Annotated in this window: 23 protein-coding genes and 1 pseudogene; 7 read left to right on the forward strand and 17 right to left on the reverse strand. The window is 30.9% G+C overall.

The annotated features are described in order from the left end of the window. Positions 1-171: 171 nt before the first annotated feature. Positions 172-726, reverse strand: coding sequence for a TetR/AcrR family transcriptional regulator (locus KA858_RS09605; RefSeq protein WP_107629383.1), 555 nt, complete (start codon positions 724-726; stop codon positions 172-174). A gap of 159 nt (positions 727-885) precedes the next feature. After that, complete coding sequence (locus KA858_RS09610) at positions 886-1,875, reverse strand: metal ABC transporter solute-binding protein, Zn/Mn family (protein ID WP_210125994.1); 990 nt, start codon at positions 1,873-1,875, stop codon at positions 886-888. A gap of 277 nt (positions 1,876-2,152) precedes the next feature. Between KA858_RS09610 and KA858_RS09615 the strand changes: the two genes are divergently transcribed. After that, positions 2,153-3,031: a CobW family GTP-binding protein gene (locus KA858_RS09615; RefSeq protein ID WP_210125993.1), complete on the forward strand. Its 879-nt coding sequence runs from the start codon at positions 2,153-2,155 to the stop codon at positions 3,029-3,031. Positions 3,032-3,098: 67 nt separating this feature from the next. Here KA858_RS09615 and KA858_RS09620 read toward each other — a convergent pair whose 3' ends face one another. From KA858_RS09620 to KA858_RS09635, 4 genes are all read right to left on the reverse strand, one after another. Then, complete coding sequence (locus KA858_RS09620) at positions 3,099-3,626, reverse strand: DUF3267 domain-containing protein (RefSeq protein ID WP_053030197.1); 528 nt, start codon at positions 3,624-3,626, stop codon at positions 3,099-3,101. An 86-nt stretch (positions 3,627-3,712) separates the two neighbouring features. Then, positions 3,713-5,752 (reverse strand): Ig-like domain-containing protein, encoded by a 2,040-nt coding sequence (locus KA858_RS09625; protein WP_210125992.1) that lies wholly within the window; start codon positions 5,750-5,752, stop codon positions 3,713-3,715. A 30-nt stretch (positions 5,753-5,782) separates the two neighbouring features. After that, a complete protein-coding gene (locus KA858_RS09630; protein ID WP_210125991.1) occupies positions 5,783-6,847 on the reverse strand; it encodes a zinc ribbon domain-containing protein in 1,065 nt (354 codons plus the stop codon). A gap of 6 nt (positions 6,848-6,853) precedes the next feature. Next, positions 6,854-8,167 (reverse strand): PrsW family glutamic-type intramembrane protease, encoded by a 1,314-nt coding sequence (locus tag KA858_RS09635; protein ID WP_107629389.1) that lies wholly within the window; start codon positions 8,165-8,167, stop codon positions 6,854-6,856. A gap of 209 nt (positions 8,168-8,376) precedes the next feature. Here KA858_RS09635 and KA858_RS09640 point away from each other — a divergent pair, with 209 nt between their 5' ends. Next, positions 8,377-8,895 carry a hypothetical protein gene (locus KA858_RS09640; protein WP_210125990.1) on the forward strand — a complete coding sequence of 173 codons (519 nt, stop codon included), beginning with the start codon at positions 8,377-8,379 and terminating at the stop codon, positions 8,893-8,895. 65 nt (positions 8,896-8,960) lie between these two features. On the opposite strand, the pseudogene KA858_RS09645 reads toward KA858_RS09640, so the two are convergent. The 4 genes and pseudogenes from KA858_RS09645 to KA858_RS09660 all read right to left on the reverse strand — a co-directional run. Beyond that, positions 8,961-9,281: pseudogene (locus KA858_RS09645) on the reverse strand (aldo/keto reductase); the annotation flags it as partial. A gap of 310 nt (positions 9,282-9,591) precedes the next feature. Next, complete coding sequence (locus KA858_RS09650; RefSeq protein WP_210135546.1) at positions 9,592-10,677, reverse strand: FAD-dependent monooxygenase; 1,086 nt, start codon at positions 10,675-10,677, stop codon at positions 9,592-9,594. Beyond that, positions 10,635-10,841, reverse strand: a complete 207-nt coding sequence (locus tag KA858_RS09655) for a hypothetical protein (protein ID WP_210125988.1) — start codon at positions 10,839-10,841, stop codon at positions 10,635-10,637. Before KA858_RS09655 ends, KA858_RS09650 begins: the two co-directional genes overlap by 43 nt. Positions 10,842-10,964: 123 nt before the next feature. Continuing rightward, entirely contained in the window at positions 10,965-11,570 is a 606-nt protein-coding gene (locus KA858_RS09660; RefSeq protein ID WP_210125987.1) for a TetR/AcrR family transcriptional regulator, read from the reverse strand. Between the two features lie 162 nt (positions 11,571-11,732). Here KA858_RS09660 and KA858_RS09665 point away from each other — a divergent pair, with 162 nt between their 5' ends. Beyond that, entirely contained in the window at positions 11,733-12,989 is a 1,257-nt protein-coding gene (locus KA858_RS09665; RefSeq protein ID WP_210125986.1) for a YhgE/Pip domain-containing protein, read from the forward strand. Positions 12,990-13,205: 216 nt separating this feature from the next. Here the strand turns inward: KA858_RS09665 and KA858_RS09670 are convergent, their stop codons facing one another. Beyond that, positions 13,206-13,499, reverse strand: coding sequence for a type 2 periplasmic-binding domain-containing protein (locus KA858_RS09670; protein ID WP_210135547.1), 294 nt, complete (start codon positions 13,497-13,499; stop codon positions 13,206-13,208). Positions 13,500-13,583: 84 nt separating this feature from the next. After that, complete coding sequence (locus KA858_RS09675; RefSeq protein ID WP_210125984.1) at positions 13,584-14,096, reverse strand: LysR family transcriptional regulator; 513 nt, start codon at positions 14,094-14,096, stop codon at positions 13,584-13,586. Between the two features lie 108 nt (positions 14,097-14,204). Here KA858_RS09675 and KA858_RS09680 point away from each other — a divergent pair, with 108 nt between their 5' ends. Further along, positions 14,205-14,774, forward strand: a complete 570-nt coding sequence (locus KA858_RS09680) for a LysE family translocator (protein ID WP_053030208.1) — start codon at positions 14,205-14,207, stop codon at positions 14,772-14,774. A 20-nt stretch (positions 14,775-14,794) separates the two neighbouring features. Here the strand turns inward: KA858_RS09680 and KA858_RS09685 are convergent, their stop codons facing one another. The 3 genes from KA858_RS09685 to KA858_RS09690 are packed head-to-tail and all read right to left on the reverse strand — an operon-like array spanning position 14,795 to position 16,753. Further along, on the reverse strand, positions 14,795-15,598 hold the full coding sequence (locus KA858_RS09685) for a Cof-type HAD-IIB family hydrolase (RefSeq protein WP_210125983.1): 804 nt from the start codon (positions 15,596-15,598) through the stop codon (positions 14,795-14,797). A gap of 13 nt (positions 15,599-15,611) precedes the next feature. Next, complete coding sequence (locus KA858_RS12915) at positions 15,612-15,935, reverse strand: hypothetical protein (protein WP_245342082.1); 324 nt, start codon at positions 15,933-15,935, stop codon at positions 15,612-15,614. A 20-nt stretch (positions 15,936-15,955) separates the two neighbouring features. Continuing rightward, positions 15,956-16,753, reverse strand: a complete 798-nt coding sequence (locus tag KA858_RS09690) for a hypothetical protein (RefSeq protein WP_245342083.1) — start codon at positions 16,751-16,753, stop codon at positions 15,956-15,958. A gap of 147 nt (positions 16,754-16,900) precedes the next feature. On the opposite strand from KA858_RS09690, the gene KA858_RS09695 reads away from it, so the two are divergent. Continuing rightward, positions 16,901-17,833 carry a helix-turn-helix transcriptional regulator gene (locus KA858_RS09695; protein WP_107629398.1) on the forward strand — a complete coding sequence of 311 codons (933 nt, stop codon included), beginning with the start codon at positions 16,901-16,903 and terminating at the stop codon, positions 17,831-17,833. A 31-nt stretch (positions 17,834-17,864) separates the two neighbouring features. Continuing rightward, complete coding sequence (locus KA858_RS09700) at positions 17,865-19,802, forward strand: AAA family ATPase (RefSeq protein ID WP_210125981.1); 1,938 nt, start codon at positions 17,865-17,867, stop codon at positions 19,800-19,802. Between the two features lie 50 nt (positions 19,803-19,852). Here KA858_RS09700 and KA858_RS09705 read toward each other — a convergent pair whose 3' ends face one another. After that, positions 19,853-20,374: a hypothetical protein gene (locus KA858_RS09705; RefSeq protein ID WP_210135548.1), complete on the reverse strand. Its 522-nt coding sequence runs from the start codon at positions 20,372-20,374 to the stop codon at positions 19,853-19,855. A 46-nt stretch (positions 20,375-20,420) separates the two neighbouring features. Further along, positions 20,421-21,350 (reverse strand): hypothetical protein, encoded by a 930-nt coding sequence (locus KA858_RS09710; RefSeq protein WP_210125980.1) that lies wholly within the window; start codon positions 21,348-21,350, stop codon positions 20,421-20,423. 346 nt (positions 21,351-21,696) lie between these two features. Between KA858_RS09710 and KA858_RS09715 the strand changes: the two genes are divergently transcribed. Then, a partial coding sequence (locus KA858_RS09715; protein ID WP_210135549.1) for a peptide-methionine (S)-S-oxide reductase occupies positions 21,697-22,173 on the forward strand: 477 nt, incomplete at its 3' end.

The following is a 22,173-nucleotide window of genomic DNA, read 5'->3' on the forward strand; positions in this document are numbered from 1 at the left end:
CGATTTGACGTAGAGCCAATTAAACATGCACTTGTAACAAGCTCCTTTAATTTGGTCAACCTTGCCGGCGGGGCCTCAGCAAAGAGAATTTCATCAAGAAATTCTACAAGCTAGGCGATAACGAAATGAATTGTAGAAATTTTGTCCCACACTCGATGTATTGTTGCAGATTTACTCTGCGACAGCTTCCTCTATAAACAACTGTGCGATATATAAGGCATGACTAGATGCTTCTTCAACACCGATAAGTGTCGTCATTGACGTCGCTCCTTCCATAAGCAACGTATATCGACTCGCAAGATCATGCGCATTCTTCAATCCACTACTGATAGCTAGTTGTTCTAAATATTCTAATAATCGCTTTTTATGTCCTCTTGCGATTTCTTCAATGTTATTATCTGTATCTGCATAATCTTCTATCGCACGTAGAAATAAATCACCCATATATGAGTAATCTTTCAACCATTTACAATGTGCTTTGACCGCACTAATAAAGGGTTGTTCTGGATGATTACTTACATAACTATCTAAATACTCCCAATAGCGTTCTTCCCGCTGTTTTAATACTTCTTCAACAAGATGCTCTTTTGATTCAAAATGATTATATAAAGTCATCGTTGCCACGTTGGCTTCCTGTATAATTTGCTTTAAACCTACACCATTGAATCCATATTCATAAAACAGTCGCTCGGCAACTTCTAATAAATCTTTTTTCTTCTTCGACATCATTATCACTCATTTAAAAATATAATAGTCGTTCTACTTTAAAGTATCAGAGATATTTTCTTCTGTCAAAAGAAGTTTTCTAATTTATTTAAAAAGACCTCATGACGCTTGTCATGAGATCTATACACGAAGGTCTGTCACCTTGTATTTTAAATCATATTATTCATTTTTAAGGGCTTTTTCAATCGCTTTAACGTTCTCTTTCATAAATGATTGATACGTATTTTTATCGTCATCTTGTTGTTTCGTATGTGAGCCCATATTGTAGAATTTGATTGTTTCTGCATTTGTTTCTTTTCTCACTGTCTCTGCAACTTTGTTCGATACATTTTCTTCAGCTAAGATATATTTGACTTTATCTTCTTTAATTTGTTTAACAATGTTTGTTAAATCTTTTTGGCTAGGTTCTTCAGCATTCATATTTTGAATACCTTCTTGTTTGAAATTGTATCTATCTGCTAAGTAACCGATAGAATCATGTGAGATATAAACTGTTTTACCTTCATTACCTTTAACTGCTTGTTTCATATCTTTATCGATGCCTTTTAAGTCTTTAACTAATTTTTTATAGTTATCTTCATAGTAATCTTTATGTTCACTATCTTTCTTAACTAATTCATCTTTAATTTCTTTAGCAAATTTTTGGCTAATGACAGGATCTAACCAAATATGTGGGTCATATTTACCATGGTGATGATGTTCGTGCTCTTCGCCATGATCATGGTCATGTTCTTCACCATGTTCATGCTCATGTTCGTGTTCTTCACCTTTTAATAAGTCACTATTTTTGTCTAATGCTGCTTCTAAAGATAATGTTTTATCTTTGTCATTAATTGCTTTGGCAATCTTCTTAGCTACAGGGTCTAAATTGTCACCTGTGTATACGAATAAATCTGATTTGCCGATATCAACCATTTGTTTTTGACTTGGGTCATATGTATGTGGGTCTACTCCGTTTGGATAAACTGATTCAACATCAACATATTTACCACCGATTTGTTGTGCAAATGATTTTAATGGATAAACTGTCGTCTTAACTTCTAATTTACCTTTATGATCAGATGACTTTTCACTATCGCCTTTGCCACATGCTGCAAGTGATAACGTTAAAACAGCCACGAATAATAAAATAATACTCTTCTTAAACATGTACACATCTCCTAAATCAAAATCGTTACGTTTTATTATTCACATTAAATGGTGTAATTGTCAATGCTAATTTTTAAAATCTTAAAACTCTGACAATAGAAATAGGTTTAATCTATCTTTATCTATTCATTTTATTTTGAAAATGATTATATGTTTCGATATACTTTTCAAATAGTAACTATTACGATTTAAAAACTTGGATCTATTTCCTTTATCATAATCGTTATTTAAAATCATGAATGACATCACTCGTCTCATTCATAGTTAGGAGTTTATTATGGAGATTATTATTGTTGGGGGTTTCTTAGGCAGTGGCAAGACAACGACATTAAATCATCTGATTACAGACGCCTTGGATCATAATTTAAAAACCGCATTAATTATAAATGAATTTGGAAAAATGAGCGTCGATAGTCAACTCATCCATCCCGCTATCCCTATAAGCGAAATTGTGGAAGGCTGCATTTGCTGCGCTATGAAGTCCGACGTATCTCAACAACTACACGAATTATATTTAGCACATCAACCAGATCTAGTATTCATTGAATGCAGTGGTGTGGCAGAACTATTGGCTGTTGTCGATGCCTGTTTGACACCTGTCTTAGCACCAATCACTACAATAAGAAGCATGCTTGGTATTATTGATACGAAACTATATGCGCAATTGGAAACATACCCTAGAGATATTCAAGCGTTATTCTATGAACAGTTAAGTCATTGTTCTACATTATTTGTGAATAAGATTGATATCGCTGATGTCGAACAGATTGCTCGTCTATTAAGACACCTGGAGGTTATTAATGGAGAGGCAAATATACAAGTAGGACAATGGGGCGAATTATCTTTAAATACATTGTTAAACGTGAAACATTTGGATGTTAAACAAAGTGGTACGCTCCATCACGCAATCAATCATCAGTTAATAGAACCACCTCTCTCACAAACGAAAGCAGCGTTAATTGAAAGATTAACCCAACTCCCACAACAAGTTTACCGTGTGAAAGGATTTGTTCGTTTTACAGATCATGAATTGATACATCTAGTTCAGTATGCTGAAGGAGAGATGGAATTAACACCCGTTCAATTTAAATCAGACGTCCCTTTATATTTGGTAGTCATTGGCAAGCAGTTAGATGATATAGCGTTGGTATTATAAAACTAAAAGCACCCAACAGGTCATTTGATGTTGGATGCTTTTAAAAAATTTATTAAACATATCTTAATTATGAATGGATAATAATGCCTTTATCCGTTGTTTCAATGGTTGCATCTTTCGGAGCTTTAATCATTTTCCAAACCCAATAGAAATCACCAGCGCAACATCCTGCATGAAATGTGGCGAAGAAGAAAAAGAGCCCCCGTGGAAACCACCCTAAAAATAACGTCACTATAAATAGCATTGTGATAATGACAAACGGTGCGATACTACTAATTAAAAATGTGAGCGGTGTAAACGTCCCGCCTGGTATCGCACAATAAATCATACCGTTAGCTGCACCGAAGTAGACTTTATTCTTAGGAGAAAATAGTTTGAAACATACGCCGTGAATACACTCATGAATAACAAACATTAGTACAATAAGAATAATCACGAATAATGCATTAACTAACAAAGAATCAAAAAATTTAGGTGCATCCGAAAACTTCATAATAATATAAAAAATGATACCAAAAACGACAAAGCTAATATAAGAATATATAGCTAGCTTATTCGCCAATTGTTTATCTTCTAACAAATTAATTTCTTCCAAAGATAGCGCCCCTTTTGAAAGTTTTGTTACTACAATCGTAATATGTTTTCGTGAAGTTCACAATGCATCGTTGTTTCATTTTTGATTTATTTTACTTTTAACTTTAAAGAAGCACTCTTATTATTCGCTTTATCTTTGGCATACATAACAAGTGCTGTTCCTTTTTTCTGTGGTCTAATGTTAATCGCATATGTTCCTTTAGAATTAACAGTAGCACTTCCTAATTTAGTAGAACCTTTGTAAATATAAACGATTGACCCTTTTTCACCTTTGCCAGAAATCGTTCTTGGCGCCATCTTGCTGACTGTTGGCTTTTTAGGTGCTGTCTTATCTAACACTGTTATTGTTATGATTTTACTTTTATTTTTATATTTATTAACTGTGTAAAGTTGAATTTTGCTATTCGCCAATTGTTTAGGTATTTTCATAAAATATTTGCCATCTACTACTGGCGCTTGCCCTATCTTTTTACCATTCACATAAGCATACATCGTCATTCCTGAAGTAGCTTTACCTCTTATTTCCGTTGAAAAGTCTGCAACAGGATCTGCTGAAAATGATTGTACATTCTCTGTTCTTTCAACTTTAAATTGACCATTTAGTTCGTTGTTAGCGAACACAGGATTATATCTCATTTCATTACCATATTTATCAGCAGCTAATATTTGATTTATGTTCACAACACCTGTCTTAATATAATCCGGAAGTTTAAACTGGAATTTAACTTGCCAGTTACCATTGTCCAGTAGCGTCAATGTTCTTGTAGAATGTGTAAACTGCATTGGAATGTATTGGTGTGTTCCTCTTTCATAGCCATATGGTTCAACTGTAGACATATCCGCACTTGCAAACATCAAATCACTTTCCTCTTCAATCTCAGCCGTAAGCGTCACAATATCATTTGGATTATACACTTTCTTATCTAAGTTAATGTTCACCACTTTTGGATCATCATAGTCTGCTTTACGTGTTGATGAAGCATCAAATGCTGAACCATCATAACCACCTAACGGATCTGCTGTACTATCATTGATTACTTTAATTACAATATGATTGAAGTTACTCTCAGAGTTACTATCATAATTATCATTCCAACAATTGATATCTAAATCAAATGCCTCATCCACCATTTTATCTGGTAATTTAATTTCAATTAATGATTCCCAGTTGCCATTAGGTTTCTTGTAGAATCGAGTTGTACGTCCTATGTAAGCTGTTCTATCAAAATAATAAGGCGGGTCCATTCCATTCCAACCACCTAATCGATGAGAAAAAAGTTTAGCTTCATTGTAGATTGGTTTAACAAAATCTTTATTATGTTCCGTATATATTCTTACTGTTTCACCCGGTTTATATGTTACTTTATCTGTTTCTATTCCTAATATACCTTGATACGTAGTATCGCCATGTCCATATTTGTAAGTGCTATTTCCCTGTATATAACTCATTCGTTCATCATTATATTTTTTAATTCTTCTAATTTCTTTTTCTTGATCACTTGTAGCATTAGATGAAACTGTATATTTTCTATTCACTTTAATTTGTGGTGTCGTCGCTTTTGGTGCAACGATGTTCTGAAGTGATTTGTTTGCATTACTATTGTATTTGATTGGTGTGTTTACATTTTTAGTATTATTTGATGCAGTATTTAATTGTTCTTGCTTAACTAATTTTTTGTTATTTATTTCCTTAGTAGGTGCGGTTGTTACCTTTGTTGATTGTAAATTACTAGTGCTTTTTTGTATTTTTGAAGTGTTGACTTGTGGTGCATCACTCTTAGGAATGATTGATTGTTTTGAAGTCCCCACATCTGACTTAGTTAATGGTATATGCTGTTTTTGTTGTGTTGCATTTACATTTGTATATGTTTGTTGCTTATTTTTAACATTATTTAGACTGCCAGTAGTCTTATTAATGTTATTTTGAACTTTACTATTCGTTTGATTTTGTTGAACTGAGTCTTTTGACGTCGCTAGTTGATTATTTATTTTATTCTCAGCCGCAAAAGCTTTCTGCTGATTATCACCTAGAGTATGTGTAAGCATGCCTACCGCAATCATGCCTTGGCAAGCAATGAATGTCTTAATTGTCGTTTTGACTAATCGTTTTTGAATATTTTCTTTCATCTACCTATCCCCTTAATTTTTTATATTGTCCTAATAATCCCACTCTTCGCCATCCCATTCAGATGTGCTACCATCACTTTTCTCTACTATAATTGCTCGATGGGCTTTATCTTCATTTTCTTTACCATAATTAACTCTATAACTGAATTCACCTGCATCGACTGAGTGTATCCAATCACTACTATCTAACACATCATTCGCAATGGCTCTTGCTTCACTTGTACTTGATACTTCATCACTATCGCTATCATCTGAATTATTACTTGGTAATTGATCGACATTCTCTATAGCTAATACCATGCCATCTTTAATTGTTACTAAGACACTAAAATCATTATCTTTGTAAGTATCATAAATGAGCGTATTGCCTTCTCTATCGTCAGGTTCACCGTAATGTTCAATGTAGTCGTCTTCCGTTATATTACTTGGTGTGATAATGACTTGGCTCACATCATCGTGTTCATCATATAAAACAGCTATATCTCCATACTTTTCATATGTACTACCTTGTAAATAGACTGTGCCATTCGATTGTCCGTATTTCGTTTCAACACCTGAGCGACTCATACCGTTGTATATTTCTGCATAGCCGTCTTTAGAAGGTGCTTTCGTATAGGCTTGGTCAAATGCATCACTAAAAATATCAATTTGCGCTCCTTCAGAACTACTATCTGAAGTATCTGAACTTTGACTTTGTGTCGTATCATCAGAACTGTTATGACCAGTTAATTGATGATAAGCAAAATAAAGCCCATATACGAGTAAACCTAAAATAACGACTGCAAGTATGGCTAATAACACGTTTCCAAACCCAGAACGCTTATTTTGGCTATTATCTTGATAATGATATGCGTATCGATCATTTACTTCTCTATTTCTGGCAATTCTATTGTGATTACTGTATTGGTTATTTGGTTGATGGCTATGTTGATTATTTCGTTGATTACTTGATTGATTGTCATGTTGGTTGTTCGGTTGATCACTTTGTTGATTGCTTTGTTGATTGCTTTGAGCATCATGTAGCTTAGTCCCACAGTTATTACAAAATGATTGATTGTCATTGATTTTGTGTCCACAATTTGTACAGTATCTCATTTAGCACTATCTTCCTTCCATTTCTAGATAATCATTTTGAATTTGGTTTACTTGATTAAGTCCAGATTTCATTAATATAAATACAAAAATCCATGCAATAATGATTAGGAAAATCATTTTCAAATTACTACTACCTAAAACTGTTATATCAGTGTCCCAAATACAATGGAGAATTACAGATACAAAAAAGAAAAATAGAAAACGTTTATCTAAAATATTAGCCCAGGTAAAATGACGCGCATCTTTAACAATAACTGCTGCCGCACCAATGATAGCCGCCCATACTAAATGACCACCAATTGCTGACCAACCTCTTAAAATAGTAATATCCATAATCTCAGTTAAATCTGGTGTACCAGTACTCAAAATCCCATAATTCAAGATATATCCTGCTGTTTCAAATACAGCAAAACCTGCGCCTATAGAAGCACCAATCAATAGACCATTTAGTATCTTGTTTGTTTTAAGATAGTTAATAAATAAGATAACTATAATGGCTTTACCAAGTTCTTCAACTAATCCTATTAAGAACGCGTCAGTAATCGTCATGATTCCATAAGTTTCTAATTCATCACTAAAAGAGACAAAATGATACAAAATAATCGTACTTAGTAGCGAGAACACCCCACCTATGAAAAACATTTTCAATACTTCAAAGAAACTAATATTCTGAAACGCATTAGATTCATAGAAAAATATCAGACCTGAAATAGGAACAATGAGTGCACCTATAAAGATCAATCCAGGTAACGCATTCGTATTCGCAAATGTATTAACTAAAATTAATAAGACCATAAAAGTGATACCTAAAGCTAAAAACACACGTGAAAAGACCCATGGCTTAGCCCATTCTTGTGATACATCTTTAATGTGTGGTGTCGTATTTCTCGTACCAGCAATAAAAATGTCATCAGATTCATGCTTAGCATGAGATTTGAATACTTCTGAAAACATGTCTTTTAAATTTAAACTCAACACTTCTTCATTACCGGCGATTCTACCAATTGATTTCGTTGTATTATTAAATAAATTCTTTGCCTCATATGCTAAATTCATATTTTCTGTCATTTCGACTTGTTGATTGTTATGAATATAAGCCCCTTGCATTGTCTGATTATCCGTATGTGTTAAATCATAGCCACAATGCGTACAGAACTTGTCACTCTCATCTACCTTTTGATGACAAGTAGGACACGTTAAAGACGTTAAGATGTCCTCTTGGTCCATGGCTTTCAAGTTATCAGTCATTAAATCATGACCACAATGCTGGCAGAATTTATCATCACGATTGACATTACCACCACAAGCTAAACATTCCATTTAGTTGCACTCCTTATTTTTGATTATTATTAATACAAATATTTTAATTTATTTTTCATCAAAATACTATTTGTTTTTAAAGAATTTACAAATATTTATAATATATAATTAATAGGCGTTGCTATATTGAAATATTATTTAATTACAGTAGTCAAATATTTAATTAAAAGGTAAAATTAATTTATTATTTTCAAAATAAGGAGTATTATATGCAAAAAATTATTAACATATTAATTATTTCAATTCTATCCGTTATTCTAATTGGGCTAGTTGTATTCGGAGTGAGCTTTGGTAAAGATATCTTAACTAACGCTAATACAAAAGCACATAGTGCAAATAAAAATCAGAACAATGATAATAAATCTAAAAAAGAACAGAAAAAAGAAGAAAAACAAGAGGATGAAACGATGCAAACAAACATCAATGAATCAAATGGGAACGATACTACTGAACAAACTACCAACGCTCAAAGCGCATCTACTGGAGTAGTATCAAATACTAACGCAACACAAACACAACAAGGAAGTGTAGCCCAACCAAATTCAGGCACTGCAACATCTATAGAACATCAAGGATATAAGATGAGTCAACAAGAACTAGATCATTTATCTAAAGCGGAACAAGAAGGTATTGGATATAATCCAAATAACCCTAGAGGCGACGTCGGTGGACCAGGTATGTCAACAGCTCATGATGGTATTGGTAATGATGATGAAGATGTAGAATAATAACCATTAAAATTAAAGGCAGGAAACTAATGTGATGCAATACTCACATTAGTTCCCTGCCTTTTTACTTTATTGTAAGGTTGATGAATAAGTACTAAATCGATATAATCCATATCAAGTCTTTGAAGTGAACGTTCTACCGATTTTAGTGTATCTTCATAATTCACATTTTCTATCCAAACTTTTGTCGTAATAAATAGTTCTTTTCTATCAATACCAGAAGCTTTGATACCTTCTCCAACTTCTGTTTCATTTTGATAACTTTGCGCAGTATCAATATGTCTATAGCCAACTTTAATTGCATTTTCAACCGCTTCTTTAGTTTCTTCTTGAGGAATTTGATACACACCAAAGCCTAACACTGGAATTTCAACGTCATTTTCTATTTTTTAAAGTTTCCATTATTTCAACTCCCTAAATTTAATAATCTCACTATAAACTATGGAGTTAACTCTATGGCAAGCGATAAATTTAAAAATATTGATATGAATTTGTTTGTTAGTTGGTTAAATGTAGGCTGCAACTACTTAATAAACCCTCTGATTAATGATGCTGTTTTTATTACAATAATTACTCGACCTATTAAAATGAAATAGCTTTTGGAATTAATTTCTGATATAAAAAACAAAAATTGCAAAGCGTATTTACCATTGTAAATTGCTTCGCTATTTAAGTTTTTCATCCTTATATAAAATACTAAAGTTCTTTTGAGAGATCTGCATTACGCGCTTTTATGGATGGTGTATACTTTAATAAATTACCAAACAGATTACTTTTCATTAATGTTCTTCTTAATTTAATACTGTTCTCTCTTTTTTGTACTTCTTTTTCATTTTTAGATACAAAATTTCTTCTGCCTGTTGTCGCACCTTGTTTTTGAAATTGTTCAACTTTTGGTCTTAATATACTTTCCCATTCATTTAACGCATACTCTATATTATCTGGATATTTTTGTAATGCTTTTCCTAATAGATTAGCACCACCAAGTCCTAATGTTGCGCCCATTCCTGAATAGAGTGTTGGACACCATGCTGAGTCACCGACTAGTATGACACGACCTCGATGCCATGATGGCATTTTTACTTGGTCAGTTGTGCTAAATATGACGTTATCAGCTTGATCTAATTGCTCCAACGCAAATTCCATATATTTACCATAAGGTTTACCAAATACTTCTCTAATTCTTTCACGTGGATCTTTTTTTCTTTCCGCTTGTGGATTATCAGCTTTATACGTAAATAATATGGTTGCTGGATGATCTTTAAACGTAAATATAGTAAATGATTTATTAACTTCGTGCAAAATAACGCCTTGATCTATTTTTAAATCAGGTGAGTTTTCAGTTAGTTGATACGCACAAATCATATAATCTAATTCTTTAATATATTGTTCATGTGGACCAAATGCTAATTCTCTTACTTTAGAAAATACCCCATCAGCACCTATAACAAGATCATAAGAACTTTCAGATTTCATATTAGTTTTAAGATTTTTAGTAGTCACCCTTACTTCAGATGAATTTTGCCAAATAGTATCTGGCACTGTATCAAATAATATTTCGATATCATTTGGCAACGCTTTATAGACAGCGTTCTCAATATCGCCACGCAACATCATCCATGGAGCAAAAGATCTCGGAATATCAGCAAATCCAAGCGTATAACCTGTTATACCATTTCTATCTATTGAGAAATTAACAGAAGTAGAACTACGTCTATCATGTAAGAATTGAAGTGCTCCTAAATCTTGAGCAGCAGATCTACCAAGTCCAAATAGCGCCAAGAAATAGCCACCTTTACGCCGTTCTGAGGCTTTCTCAATGATGACAGGATCCCATCCTGCTTTTTTAAAGCTATTGCTGAAGAAATACCACTAATTCCTAAACCTACAATTAATACTTTTTTACTTTCTTTATTTGTTTTGTTATTTGACACATTATTAGACATGTTACATTCCCCCTGTGTGTCTAATAATATTTACGAGTAACCTGTTATACAATAATCAAAAACCATCAATCTGTATGTTTAGTAACAAAAGAATAAAAAATGTTGCCAAAAGCACAAACAATCCTAAGATTTTTTTGATAGTTCTATGACTAATTGTTCTAATGGACCTGTGCTCATGAGTGTATATAGATGATGCATGATTTCTTCTTCTGGAATTCTTTCTGAATCTAATACCCAATATTTAATTGTAGTTATGATAGCTCCAGAAATGTAACTGTGAAAATATCTAAAAGGTATATGATTGATGGTCATTTTATTATTTAAAGCAATTAATAAGTTTTGTGAAATCGTATCTGATAATTTTTCTTCTAATTTACTTTGCCTTTTTAGATTAAATAATACTTCATATAATTCAATATTATTTAAAACAATTTTAATGATGCTATTTGGTACATTATTGATAATCTTATTTAAATCACTAAACTCATTAATTTGTTGATTAGCTAATCTATCATAATCAATATTTGCTTTCATACGTTCAATTTCTTTATCTTCTAAGTGACTTAATAAGTCATATTTATCCATATAATATTTATAAAATGTAGCACGGTTAATATCCGCTTCATCCGCAATCTGTTGAATTGTTATTTCTTCTAAACTATATTTTTTTAAAAGTTGAATAAAGCCCTTCTCAATACTTGTAATCGTTCGTTTTACTCTACGATCCATAAACTCACTCCCTATATATTAAATAACGACAACACTCTGTCTTATATTGTTGTTTAACATTCACATTTGACGTTATTGATTATTGAATCTCCTTATCTGCCTATTATAATAACAAATAGAATGATAAACAACACGATGTTGTTAAATGAGGAGGAGATTTTATTGAAAAAGAAATTAGTTTGGTTCATCCCTATTGCAATCGTATTAATTCTAATGATTTTAGCAACTGCTTTTTATCCTGCATATAATCCGAAACCTAAAAATATACCAATAGCTATACTAAATGAAGATAAGGGTGTTGAAGTTCAAGGTAATTCAACTAACATTGGTAAGAATCTAGCAGATAATTTCAAGAAAAGTGATAATAAGACGTTGAAGTGGGAGACCGTAAAAAATAGAAATGAACTTGAGCAAGGACTAAAAGATAATAAATATATTGGCGCTATCGTCTTTGAAAAAGATTTCTCTAAACATGCAATTAGTCATGCTCAAAGTAAAATTATGACTGAAAAACAACATGAGGTTAAAGAAAAAATCAAATCTGGTGAACTGTCATCACAACAAGTTAAAGCAATGCAAGAAAAAATGGGTAATGGTGATCAAGAAATACCAAAGCCAAAACAAGCTCACATAGAAACCATCATTAATCAAGGTAGTCATGCTCAAGTATCAAACATTGCTCAACAAGCATTAAGTAAAATTACAGAGAATCTTAATCATCAGATAAGTAAGCAAAATGTTGGGTTATTAGCAAAAAATCAAATAGATTTACCAAGTAAGCAATTTAATCAATTTGTGAATCCTGTCGAAGTTAAAACAACAACTTTAAATGAAGTTAAAGATCACCAAGGTAATGGAAATGGTGCTTCAGCAATGTTTACACCAATATGGTTTGCAGCAATGATTACCGCAGTGCTATCATTCTTTACCTTTAAAAACAGAGAAAAATTAACATCACATAAAGATAAATTATGGTTTACAAGTAAGGTTATCTTATCAGTAACAATAGCTGCTTTCGCTGGTGCATTTGTCTATGTCTACTACACAGGTGGAGTATTGAACTTTGATTTTAATCACCCATTAGATACAGCATTATTCATAGCAATTGCAATATTAGGATTTGCACTACTCATACTAGGATTAATGGTATGGATAGGCTTTGGTGCTATTCCAATATTTATTATATATCTGTTCTTCACAATTCAAGCAGTGATGTTGCCTAAAGTCATGTTGCCAAAATTCTATCAAGATTGGATTTTACCATGGAGCCCATTCTATCACTATGTAAATACTTTAAAAGAGTTACTATATACTAACTCTGGCTTAACTATGAACGGCGCAATATGGATGTTCATTGCATTTATCATATTTGGTTTAGTATCACTAATTTCTGCCGTTTATGTAAAAAAAGCTAAATAACAAAGATACTTAACTACTTTATCATCGTTTATATTTACTCAGAAATTGCTTTAAAACTACATGTCGATTCAAATATACTCCTTAAAGATGGGTTAAAACCTAACTTTATGGAGTATATTTATGTAACTATTTACTATTTTTCAGTTTTATTTATGATACGTTCTCTACGTATTGAATGATGATAAGGTCTTACTTTTTAACTAGTCATATACTTGATCAGACAACGTCTCCTTCACCTTGTGCTTTAACTACCTCATCAATAATAAGTTGATTTATATCTTTGTTCCAAAGATAGGGTTTTGTCAGTATATATGACCCTAACGTTTTGATAGAAAATGCTGTTTCGATGACTTTTAATTGTTGAGATCTTACCTCCTGTTTCACTGTACGGTAAGGTAAAAATGAAAATCCAATATTATCTAATAACAATGATTTAATGACGCCAATACTCCATAACTCTGTTGTTTTATGGATATCTAATTGGTAATCTCGCACAATTTGTTCAAACATGTTTCGATATACTGATCCTTTTTCATTAATCACAAAATGATTGTATTGCTTCTGCTTTAACAATTCATCAAAATGGTCTGGCGCCTATGCATGCGCAACGACGACAATATCCTCTTCACAAATCAATGTGGCATTTAATTTGTCATGATGTACGCCGTCATTTAAGACGAAAGCTATATCTACTTCATCCTCAAGTAATTTTTGATGATTCATACTGCAACTATTATTTTGAAGATTAATATCGATATGAGGATAGTGATGAATGATATTTTTAATCGCTTCACTCAACCCCGTCAGCATTAATGATTCAGGTGCTGCTATTCTTATCGTACGCATCAAATTATTATGCTCAGACACTTGTTTAATCCGTTGCGATGCATCATAAATTTGATTAATCATCGGTAGGATATCCTTTAGAAATGATGTCGAAAGTAATTGTTTATGATTATAATCAAACAACTTTTGGTTTAACGTTTTTTCTAATAGTTGAACTTGCTGAGTCACATTGGATTGCGTGTAATTCAGTAATTCAGCCGTCTTAGTATAGCTCCCTGTTTCTAATAACGTCTTAATAATTTTTACTTGTCTCATTTCCATGATGTAACCTCCCTATGTATTACTTATATTAATTCATCTATTATTAACATTAATTTTACTTATATACATATCCTTACTATAATAGCACAGAAAAGGTAGGCGACTAATGTGTTTTCTTTCTTAATCTATGTCTTTGTAACTTCAATCACACCTGGTCCAAGCAATTTATTTATGATGAACACGACAAGAATATATGGATTACGTGGCGGTAAGTCTTTTATAACAGGTATTCTTTCTGGATTTGCTTTTCTAGGCTTAGTGTCCTACATTGCCATACTTCTATTTAGCCAGTGGATTACTTATATCGAGACACCCCTTAAATTCTTAGGATTTGTGTATTTAATTTATCTAGCTTATAAAATTTTAACTTCTACTAATAAAGGAACCACTTCCAATGCCTATCACAGCTTTAAAAGTGGTTTTATTCTTCAAGTATTAAACATGAAGTCATTATTATTTTTTATTACGTTGATTGGTGCGTTTATCATACCGTCAGTCACTGGTTCAACATCAATTCTAATCTATTTAATGATCAGTGTATTCATAGGTTGGGCTTGTCTCTTAGTTTGGGCATTTGCCGGTAGTGTATTTAATGACTGGTTAAACAAACATCAAACTTCTTTTAATATCATCATGGCATTATTACTTTTATATTCAGCTATTTCAATATTCTTTTAAAATAATTCGCCATAAAGTAATTACTTATCTTCATTGCCAAGTAACGTATTCAAAGTTTCGATGACGCCGTCTCTATCGTTATCAATCGAGATCAAATTCGCTTTACGTTTTAGTTCTGGATAAGCATTGTCCATTGCAACTTTATATCGTGCATTTTCAAATAAAGGGATATCGTTTAGGCCATCGCCAAATACAATGGTTTGTTCGCTACTGATATTTAATAATTGTTGTAGAAAGCGAATCGTTTTTCCTTTATCGACATCTTTGTGTGTAATGTCTATCCAATTCTCTTCTGCAGCAACGATATAGAGATCATCCTCATATTTGTTTAAACTTTTAACATGTTCAAAGCACTGACCTTGTATGTCAAAAATCGTAATTTTCAGCATATCTTGATCTATCGTATTTAAATCTTCCACAAAAGTTACTTTCTCATATGAACCTAGAACCATGTGTCTCTCTTTTTCAGAAATATGATTTTCCGCATAAGCCATATCTTCAGTACAAACAATCATTACTAAATGCTTATCAATGTGCTTAATGCGCTTGATTAACTGTAGGCCAAGTTGATTACTAAATGTCTTCGCATAAATATTCATATCATTGATTTTAATTCGAGATGCGCTATCCCCAATGATAAACACATCTTGCGTCAAATCTCCCACAATCGCATCCACGCGTTCATTTTGCTTTCCCGTGCAAAAAGCAAAGCGAATACCCTTATCCTTTAACTCCGATAGTAAACTTTGAAACTTCTCACGATTGAAACTACTCTCTGAATTTAAAAACGTCCCATCCATATCAGTAACGACTAGCTTAAACATTGTAATCCCCCATTTATTGACTATATTTAGCAATAATATCATCTAAATACGCTTCAAAATCTTTTAATCTTATAATATCATGTATTTCACAAATCACTTTCTCAATACTATTAATATTTCCGTTATTTCCAGATTTATAAGGAGCTATGTTATTCTCAGATATCGCGCCACTTTGCCCTTTAAATACATATATTGATGGCGCAACATCTTTTTTAAAGTTAATACCTTCTTTATCACAAATACTTTTGAATAAAGTTTCCCATTTATCAATACTTCTCAAAATAACAATTGTTTCTTTGTCATCTAAGATTTTTTTAATAAGAATTTTTGCACTCAAGTTACTACTTTCTAGATTCTCTATTTTTTTAGCGAATTACTATCAAATGATCGGTAAGGGATGAATTCAATATTAGAAATTTTAATATCATAAAGCGCCTTTTCAAATTCTTTTTCAGATTGATACCCAAGCGATTTAGCCTTATTTATTTTGTCAAAAATCGAGAGATAATGTTTAATAGCAATCTTATATTTTGATTCTGATCCACTAAAAACTTTTGAATAATACTTTGCTAAATAATATGCAACTAAACTAAAATCTTTATATGTACTCACTTTTTTTGATTCATTATTATCTTTTTTATTCGCATCATTATTCTCTAAATAATATTCTAAATTCTTTCTATCTGCTTTATACATTTTGTATAAAGTTTTCAATTCTTTCGAAATAACATTCTCTTTAGATAAAATGTGATCATAATAAAATGTGTGCAACTTTTCTTTATCATTTAAATCACCTTGATAAACCTCTTTGGAATCAAAGTGTACTTTCCTTGAACTATTTTGTTCTATTTTTACTTCTTCTTTAATATATTCACCTACTGTATCACATTTCTCTGATGCTTGACTTTTCATATGAGTTCCAGGATTAAGTAATCCAACAATCACCTTTGCTTTTCCTATATCTCCTAAAACATGATTAGGAATTCCCCAATGAATTGCTTTCGATTTTTCATTTAATTTATCCTTTTTATTTATCCAAGAAAAATTTTTTACATTTTCTGGATGGTCATACAAATATTGATATTCTTCAGCTTTTATTTTTATTTCACTTTTATCCCAAAAATTTTCAAATTCGTTCCACAAATTTTCATTCATTTATATTCTCTCCTCTGACTTTATTTTCAAATATCTTATGATATTAAATTTTCATAATATATATCATTTATGTATTTAGTTAAACATTTTAAACGGTCATAAAATGACCTTTTAATATCATAAGATATATTTCGAGGTGAGATAAATTTGAAAAAAGAAAATCGTCTTTTATATATTTTTTCATTAATGATTAATGGAGAGACTATAAATCGCGCTAAATTGCTACGTAAAACACAAGTGAGCGTTAGAACATTAAGAAGAGATATAGATGTTATTAATGAATTTTTTGAAGATTTTGATTCTCCGTGGGGTGGTGTTAATACTGAAATAAAGTTGAAAGATAACAATAATAATGCATTTTATTATCTAGAAAATAATACTTTTACTAGCGATGGTTATGCCACATTAGGTCTGTTGTTAAGTATAAAAAGTTTAACTCCTAAATTACATAGAAGTATTTATGAATTATTTGAACAGCTTATATCAAATAGTAAGACTGAAAATATAAAGACTTTGAAAAGCGTTTTGAATCATTTTTCTATACGTGAAAAAGCATATGACAATATTTTTCCTGGTCAAGAACTAATGATTTTACAAAAAGCAATAGCAACTGGAAACATGATTGAGTTCAAAAATAAAGATATAGAAAAGCATATGTTTGTAACACCACATTCTTTAATATATATGAACTATGACTATTGGTTAACTTATGAAGAAAACAATACTTTTTATGAAATAAAAGTTCGTAATATAACTGACCTTCATATAACAAAACAAATTTCAAAGAAAAAGTCTGAATCAAAAGAATTAGTCAAATTTAGAGTTCAAAAAGGAATAAGTAACGAACTCAAACAAATATACAACGTCAAAAATATTCGTGCATTAAATAATGAAGAAGCAAAGTTTGTAGAAAATGGGTGTGATTGGCTTATTTTTGAAATTGCTTGTACTAAATTAGATGCTTATTATATCGCCTATCAACATGCGTCACTCGCACAAATACTTGCACCCCAAACATATGTGGATAGTTTTTTAGATAGAATGAAAGAAATTTTTAATCAATATAATAATACTAATTAAAATTTTCAACTTATTACAAGGAGACAGAAAAATGGGAAGAATAATTAAAGTAGGCGACGGCTTTCTAAAATCAACACTTACTCATGCCATAACAAATGCACAGTATGGAGATACAATATTAATTGACAATATCAATCATAATAAAGAGGCAATGTCACTTTTTGAAATACCAAAAGGTATGGATATAAAAATCACAAGCATCGATAGCGAAAAGAAATCTTTAAGTGGATTTAGATTTCTAATTAAAGGAAATTTATCCATATCGAATGTCACTCTAAATTCGCAAGAAAAACATATAGTTTTTGATATTGATCAAGGATCTTTAGAGCTTGATGATATTTCTTTTTATAAAATGTTTAGTAAATTTCATAAAACAGCAATTTTTAATAATGGTGGTAATTTAATCATTAAAAACTCCATTACACTTTGTCCATATTGCACTAATGGAATGGTTGAAATAGAAAATAGCACTATTTATGGAGGAACTCTTTCGATTAATAGTAAATGGAATATATTTAATTGCAAGTTGTACAATAATTATTTTAAATATCAATGGAGTATAAAAGAAAATTCCGAAATAAATATAAAGCATTCTGAAGTTATCGCGTATACAAATTTACTCTCTGATAGTACTGCTTCAGCATTTCTAATTAACAATTCCTTGCTTTATTTGGATAATTCATATTTTGATTACAACGACCCCTCTGATTCAAAAGATATTTATCTACTCGAAATATCTTTCAGTGGACAAGCTAAAATTAATAATTCTGAAGTAACAAAAATTGGAATGGGCAAAAAAGCATATCTAGAAGCAAATGTTCTTAAAACTTCGAGTCTTGCAACTACAAACAACTCTACAACAATTATTGAAAAGTTAAATTTAAATAATAAATTTAATGAAGAGATGTATTTTAGATTCCATTACTCTAATGGAAAAATTGAAGAAGTAATTTCGAATTTAAGTACTACAAATCTTTATTTATTAAACTCTAGGGTTACGATTAACAAATATAATATTCCAAATGATTTCAATGTATTTCTTCAAGATAAAAATTCTTCAATAAATTCAAATAAAGAAATACATATTAAAAAACTATTTAATGATGAAGAACCAACAAAAAAAACTAAAAGCGAGGATCAAGAAATTAAAAAAGTAATAGAAAAAAAATCACCCCAAAAAGTAAGTATTCCTGATCCAATGAACCAATTAAATGATTTAATTGGTTTGTCAAACGCAAAAAAACAAGCGAAAGACTTTATCAATGTTCATGTTGTAAATGAAGTTAAAAAGAAAAAAGGAATTAAAGTTGGAGATAATTCTTTACATTCTATTTACAAAGGAAATCCAGGAACTGGTAAAACAACCGTTGCTAGACTAATAGCAAAAATTTTATACCAAAAGAACGTAATAAAAAAAGATTTGCTTGTAGAGGTCACAAGGCAAGATTTAGTTGCTGGTTTTATTGGGCAAACAGCCATCAAAACCGAAAAAGTTTTGAAATCCGCATTAGGCGGCGTTTTATTTATCGATGAAGCATATACACTGTATAGCAAATCAGAAAATGACTACGGTGTGGAAGCTATTGAAACCATTTTAAAATTTATGGAGGATAATAGAGGGAACATTATGATAATATTCGCTGGTTATCCTAAAGAAATGGATGAACTAATGAGTATAAATCCCGGGTTAGAATCTAGAATAAAAAATGAAATTATATTTGATGACTATACTATTTATGAATTATGTTTAATTGGTAAAAAATTACTGAATGAATATGATTTTAATGAAAAAGTTTATGAGGATAAACTTAAATCCGTATTTAAAACACAAAAGATCAACAGTAATGCAAGATTTGTAAGAAATTTTAATGATGAAATTATAAAGAATCAGTCTAATAGATTATTTGATGAAGATTTAATTGAAACTGAGTTTAATATCATCAGAAATGTTGATATAACGAGTATATAAAAAGAGATGGGAGCAACCACAAATATGATTTGCTCCCATCTCTTTTTACACTATTCACTTGCCAATTGTTCTGATATTTTCTGACGATATTTTTTCATAATAATTGGATGGATAATAATTGAAACCCAAAATATTGGATGAAGTACCCATGCTAAAATAAACTTAATAACAACAACTATTATAAAACTGAAAAAAGCTCCTTTAATATATGTTTCAAAAGATTCACGAAAACGCACTCTATCCCCCTCAGTTTTAAACTTTAAAGTACGATTTGTCTGGCGATGAGTATCAAATGACATTTTAGCAAGAGTTCCAAAGTCTTTTCTAAATATAACACTTTTCGCAAAAAAGAAACGTATTAGTCTATTTTCTTTTGTATCTAATATATACGAACTTAACCAAGCATAAGTATAACTACCAAGTAAAAATATTACTATATTCCATAGCCAGTCAAGCCAACTTGTTATATCGTTTTGTGCCATAAATATAAATTTGACTATATATACAAGTGTATAAGGAGTATAGAAAAAAAATAGTGGCATTTTTGGTGTAGAAAAATAATTTCTTATCATTTAATCAATCCCTTGTTTTTATTAAAAATTAAAGTTATAAGTAATCTTAATCATTTTTCTCTTTGACATATTTAGTGTTTGGCTTGTCATTTTTGACCGATTCTACTTTATCTCCAACTTTAGTAACTAACTTATCTCCAGAACTTTCAGTACTATCCATATAAGCAAAATTTGTGTCGTATATTTTTTTAACTCCTCCTCCACTATATGATTCATAACTATCATGAACTGGCGTATAATTTCCACTTAATAAATCTAATACATCTTGTTTGCTACGTGCACCAGTACTTTGGAAAAAATTAAATGAGCTATAACCAAATGTGCCAATATTAAATTCTTCTTTTGTAGTTTCATTTCCTGAACCATCTGATGTTACTCTGATATTCAATTTATAAGGCTTAGTTGTTTTTTCAAATATATCATCTGCTTCTTTTTGAGCCTCTTTAACATATTTCATACTCTTATCGTAATCATTTTGAGAGAACTCAGTAGTATCACCGTCTATAGTATGTTTTCCAATTCTTTCCTTTTTAGTTACAAACTTATAATCTTCAGTTATAGCATCACTGTCAGAAACATTTTCTCCTTTTAAATATTTAGATAAAGCCAGAGAATATATTCCTTGATTATTAATAGTTCTTTTATGTCCCTTCTCAGCTGCTTTTTCTATTTCTTTATCAGACATTTTACTAATCTTACCTAGAGTAATATCATTCATTGTTCCATCATCAAATAAAGGCGTATTATTTAAATTATATGTAGTAATTTCCCCATTATGAGATTTTATAATTGTTTGGACTAAATTATCTTTACCAATAGAATCCTCTGACCCACTTACTACAAAAAACCATTTTGTACGACTATTCATCATTTCTCCAAATGATACTTCTTTCTTATTACTCATGCGATCTGCTTTATTTCCACAAGCAGCTAAAATAAAAAGCATAGTCACACAAATTATAAATATTTTTTTCATTTAATTACCTCACATTAATTTTTTTATTTACTATATAAATATATAAATTTAGAGTGACATAATATGACCGTTTATAACCTATTTATAAAATTAATTTAAAAAATTCATAAATTAGAAGTAATCAGATGATCATATCTCGAAATAATTAACATATTTTTTATTTTCAATTTAAGGATCATTTAATAAATTTTATTTAATTATTGAGTTATCCATATAACATGGTAGCTTTTGTAATATGAAGACAACCATTTGAATGATGTATTAATACCACTTCTGATTTGAATAAACAAATCTAATTCGTTATTATTTTAAGTGAGAATGATTATCAATTAAAGGAGTGAAACTTATGGAAACCGTTTATTTAGCTGGAGGTTGTTTATACGGTGTAGAGGCATATATTCGCACACTGCCTGGCGTTATCAATACGACTAGTGGAAGAGCAAACGGCATTACGAATACTTTAGACGGAGAATACGATGGTTACGTAGAAGCTGTTAAAACAGAATTTGATCCTGACAAAGTATCAGTTACTGACTTAATGGGTTATCTATTCGAAATCATAGATCCTTACAGCGTTCATCAACAAGGTCAAGATATTGGTTTAAAATATAGAACTGGTTTATATAGTGAATATCCTAAACACCTTAAAGAAGCACAAGCCTTTATTGATGCGATTGAAGATCATCATCTTATAGCGACCGAAGTCTTACCGCTCACTAATTACGTTAAAAGTGCTGAAATGCATCAAAATCGATTAGAACGCTACCCTGACGATTACTGTCACCTACCTAAAAGGTTAGTATATATGTTGAGTTGTCAATTT

The organism is Staphylococcus sp. GDX8P80P (assembly GCF_017893095.1).
Lineage (GTDB): Bacteria > Bacillota > Bacilli > Staphylococcales > Staphylococcaceae > Staphylococcus > Staphylococcus borealis.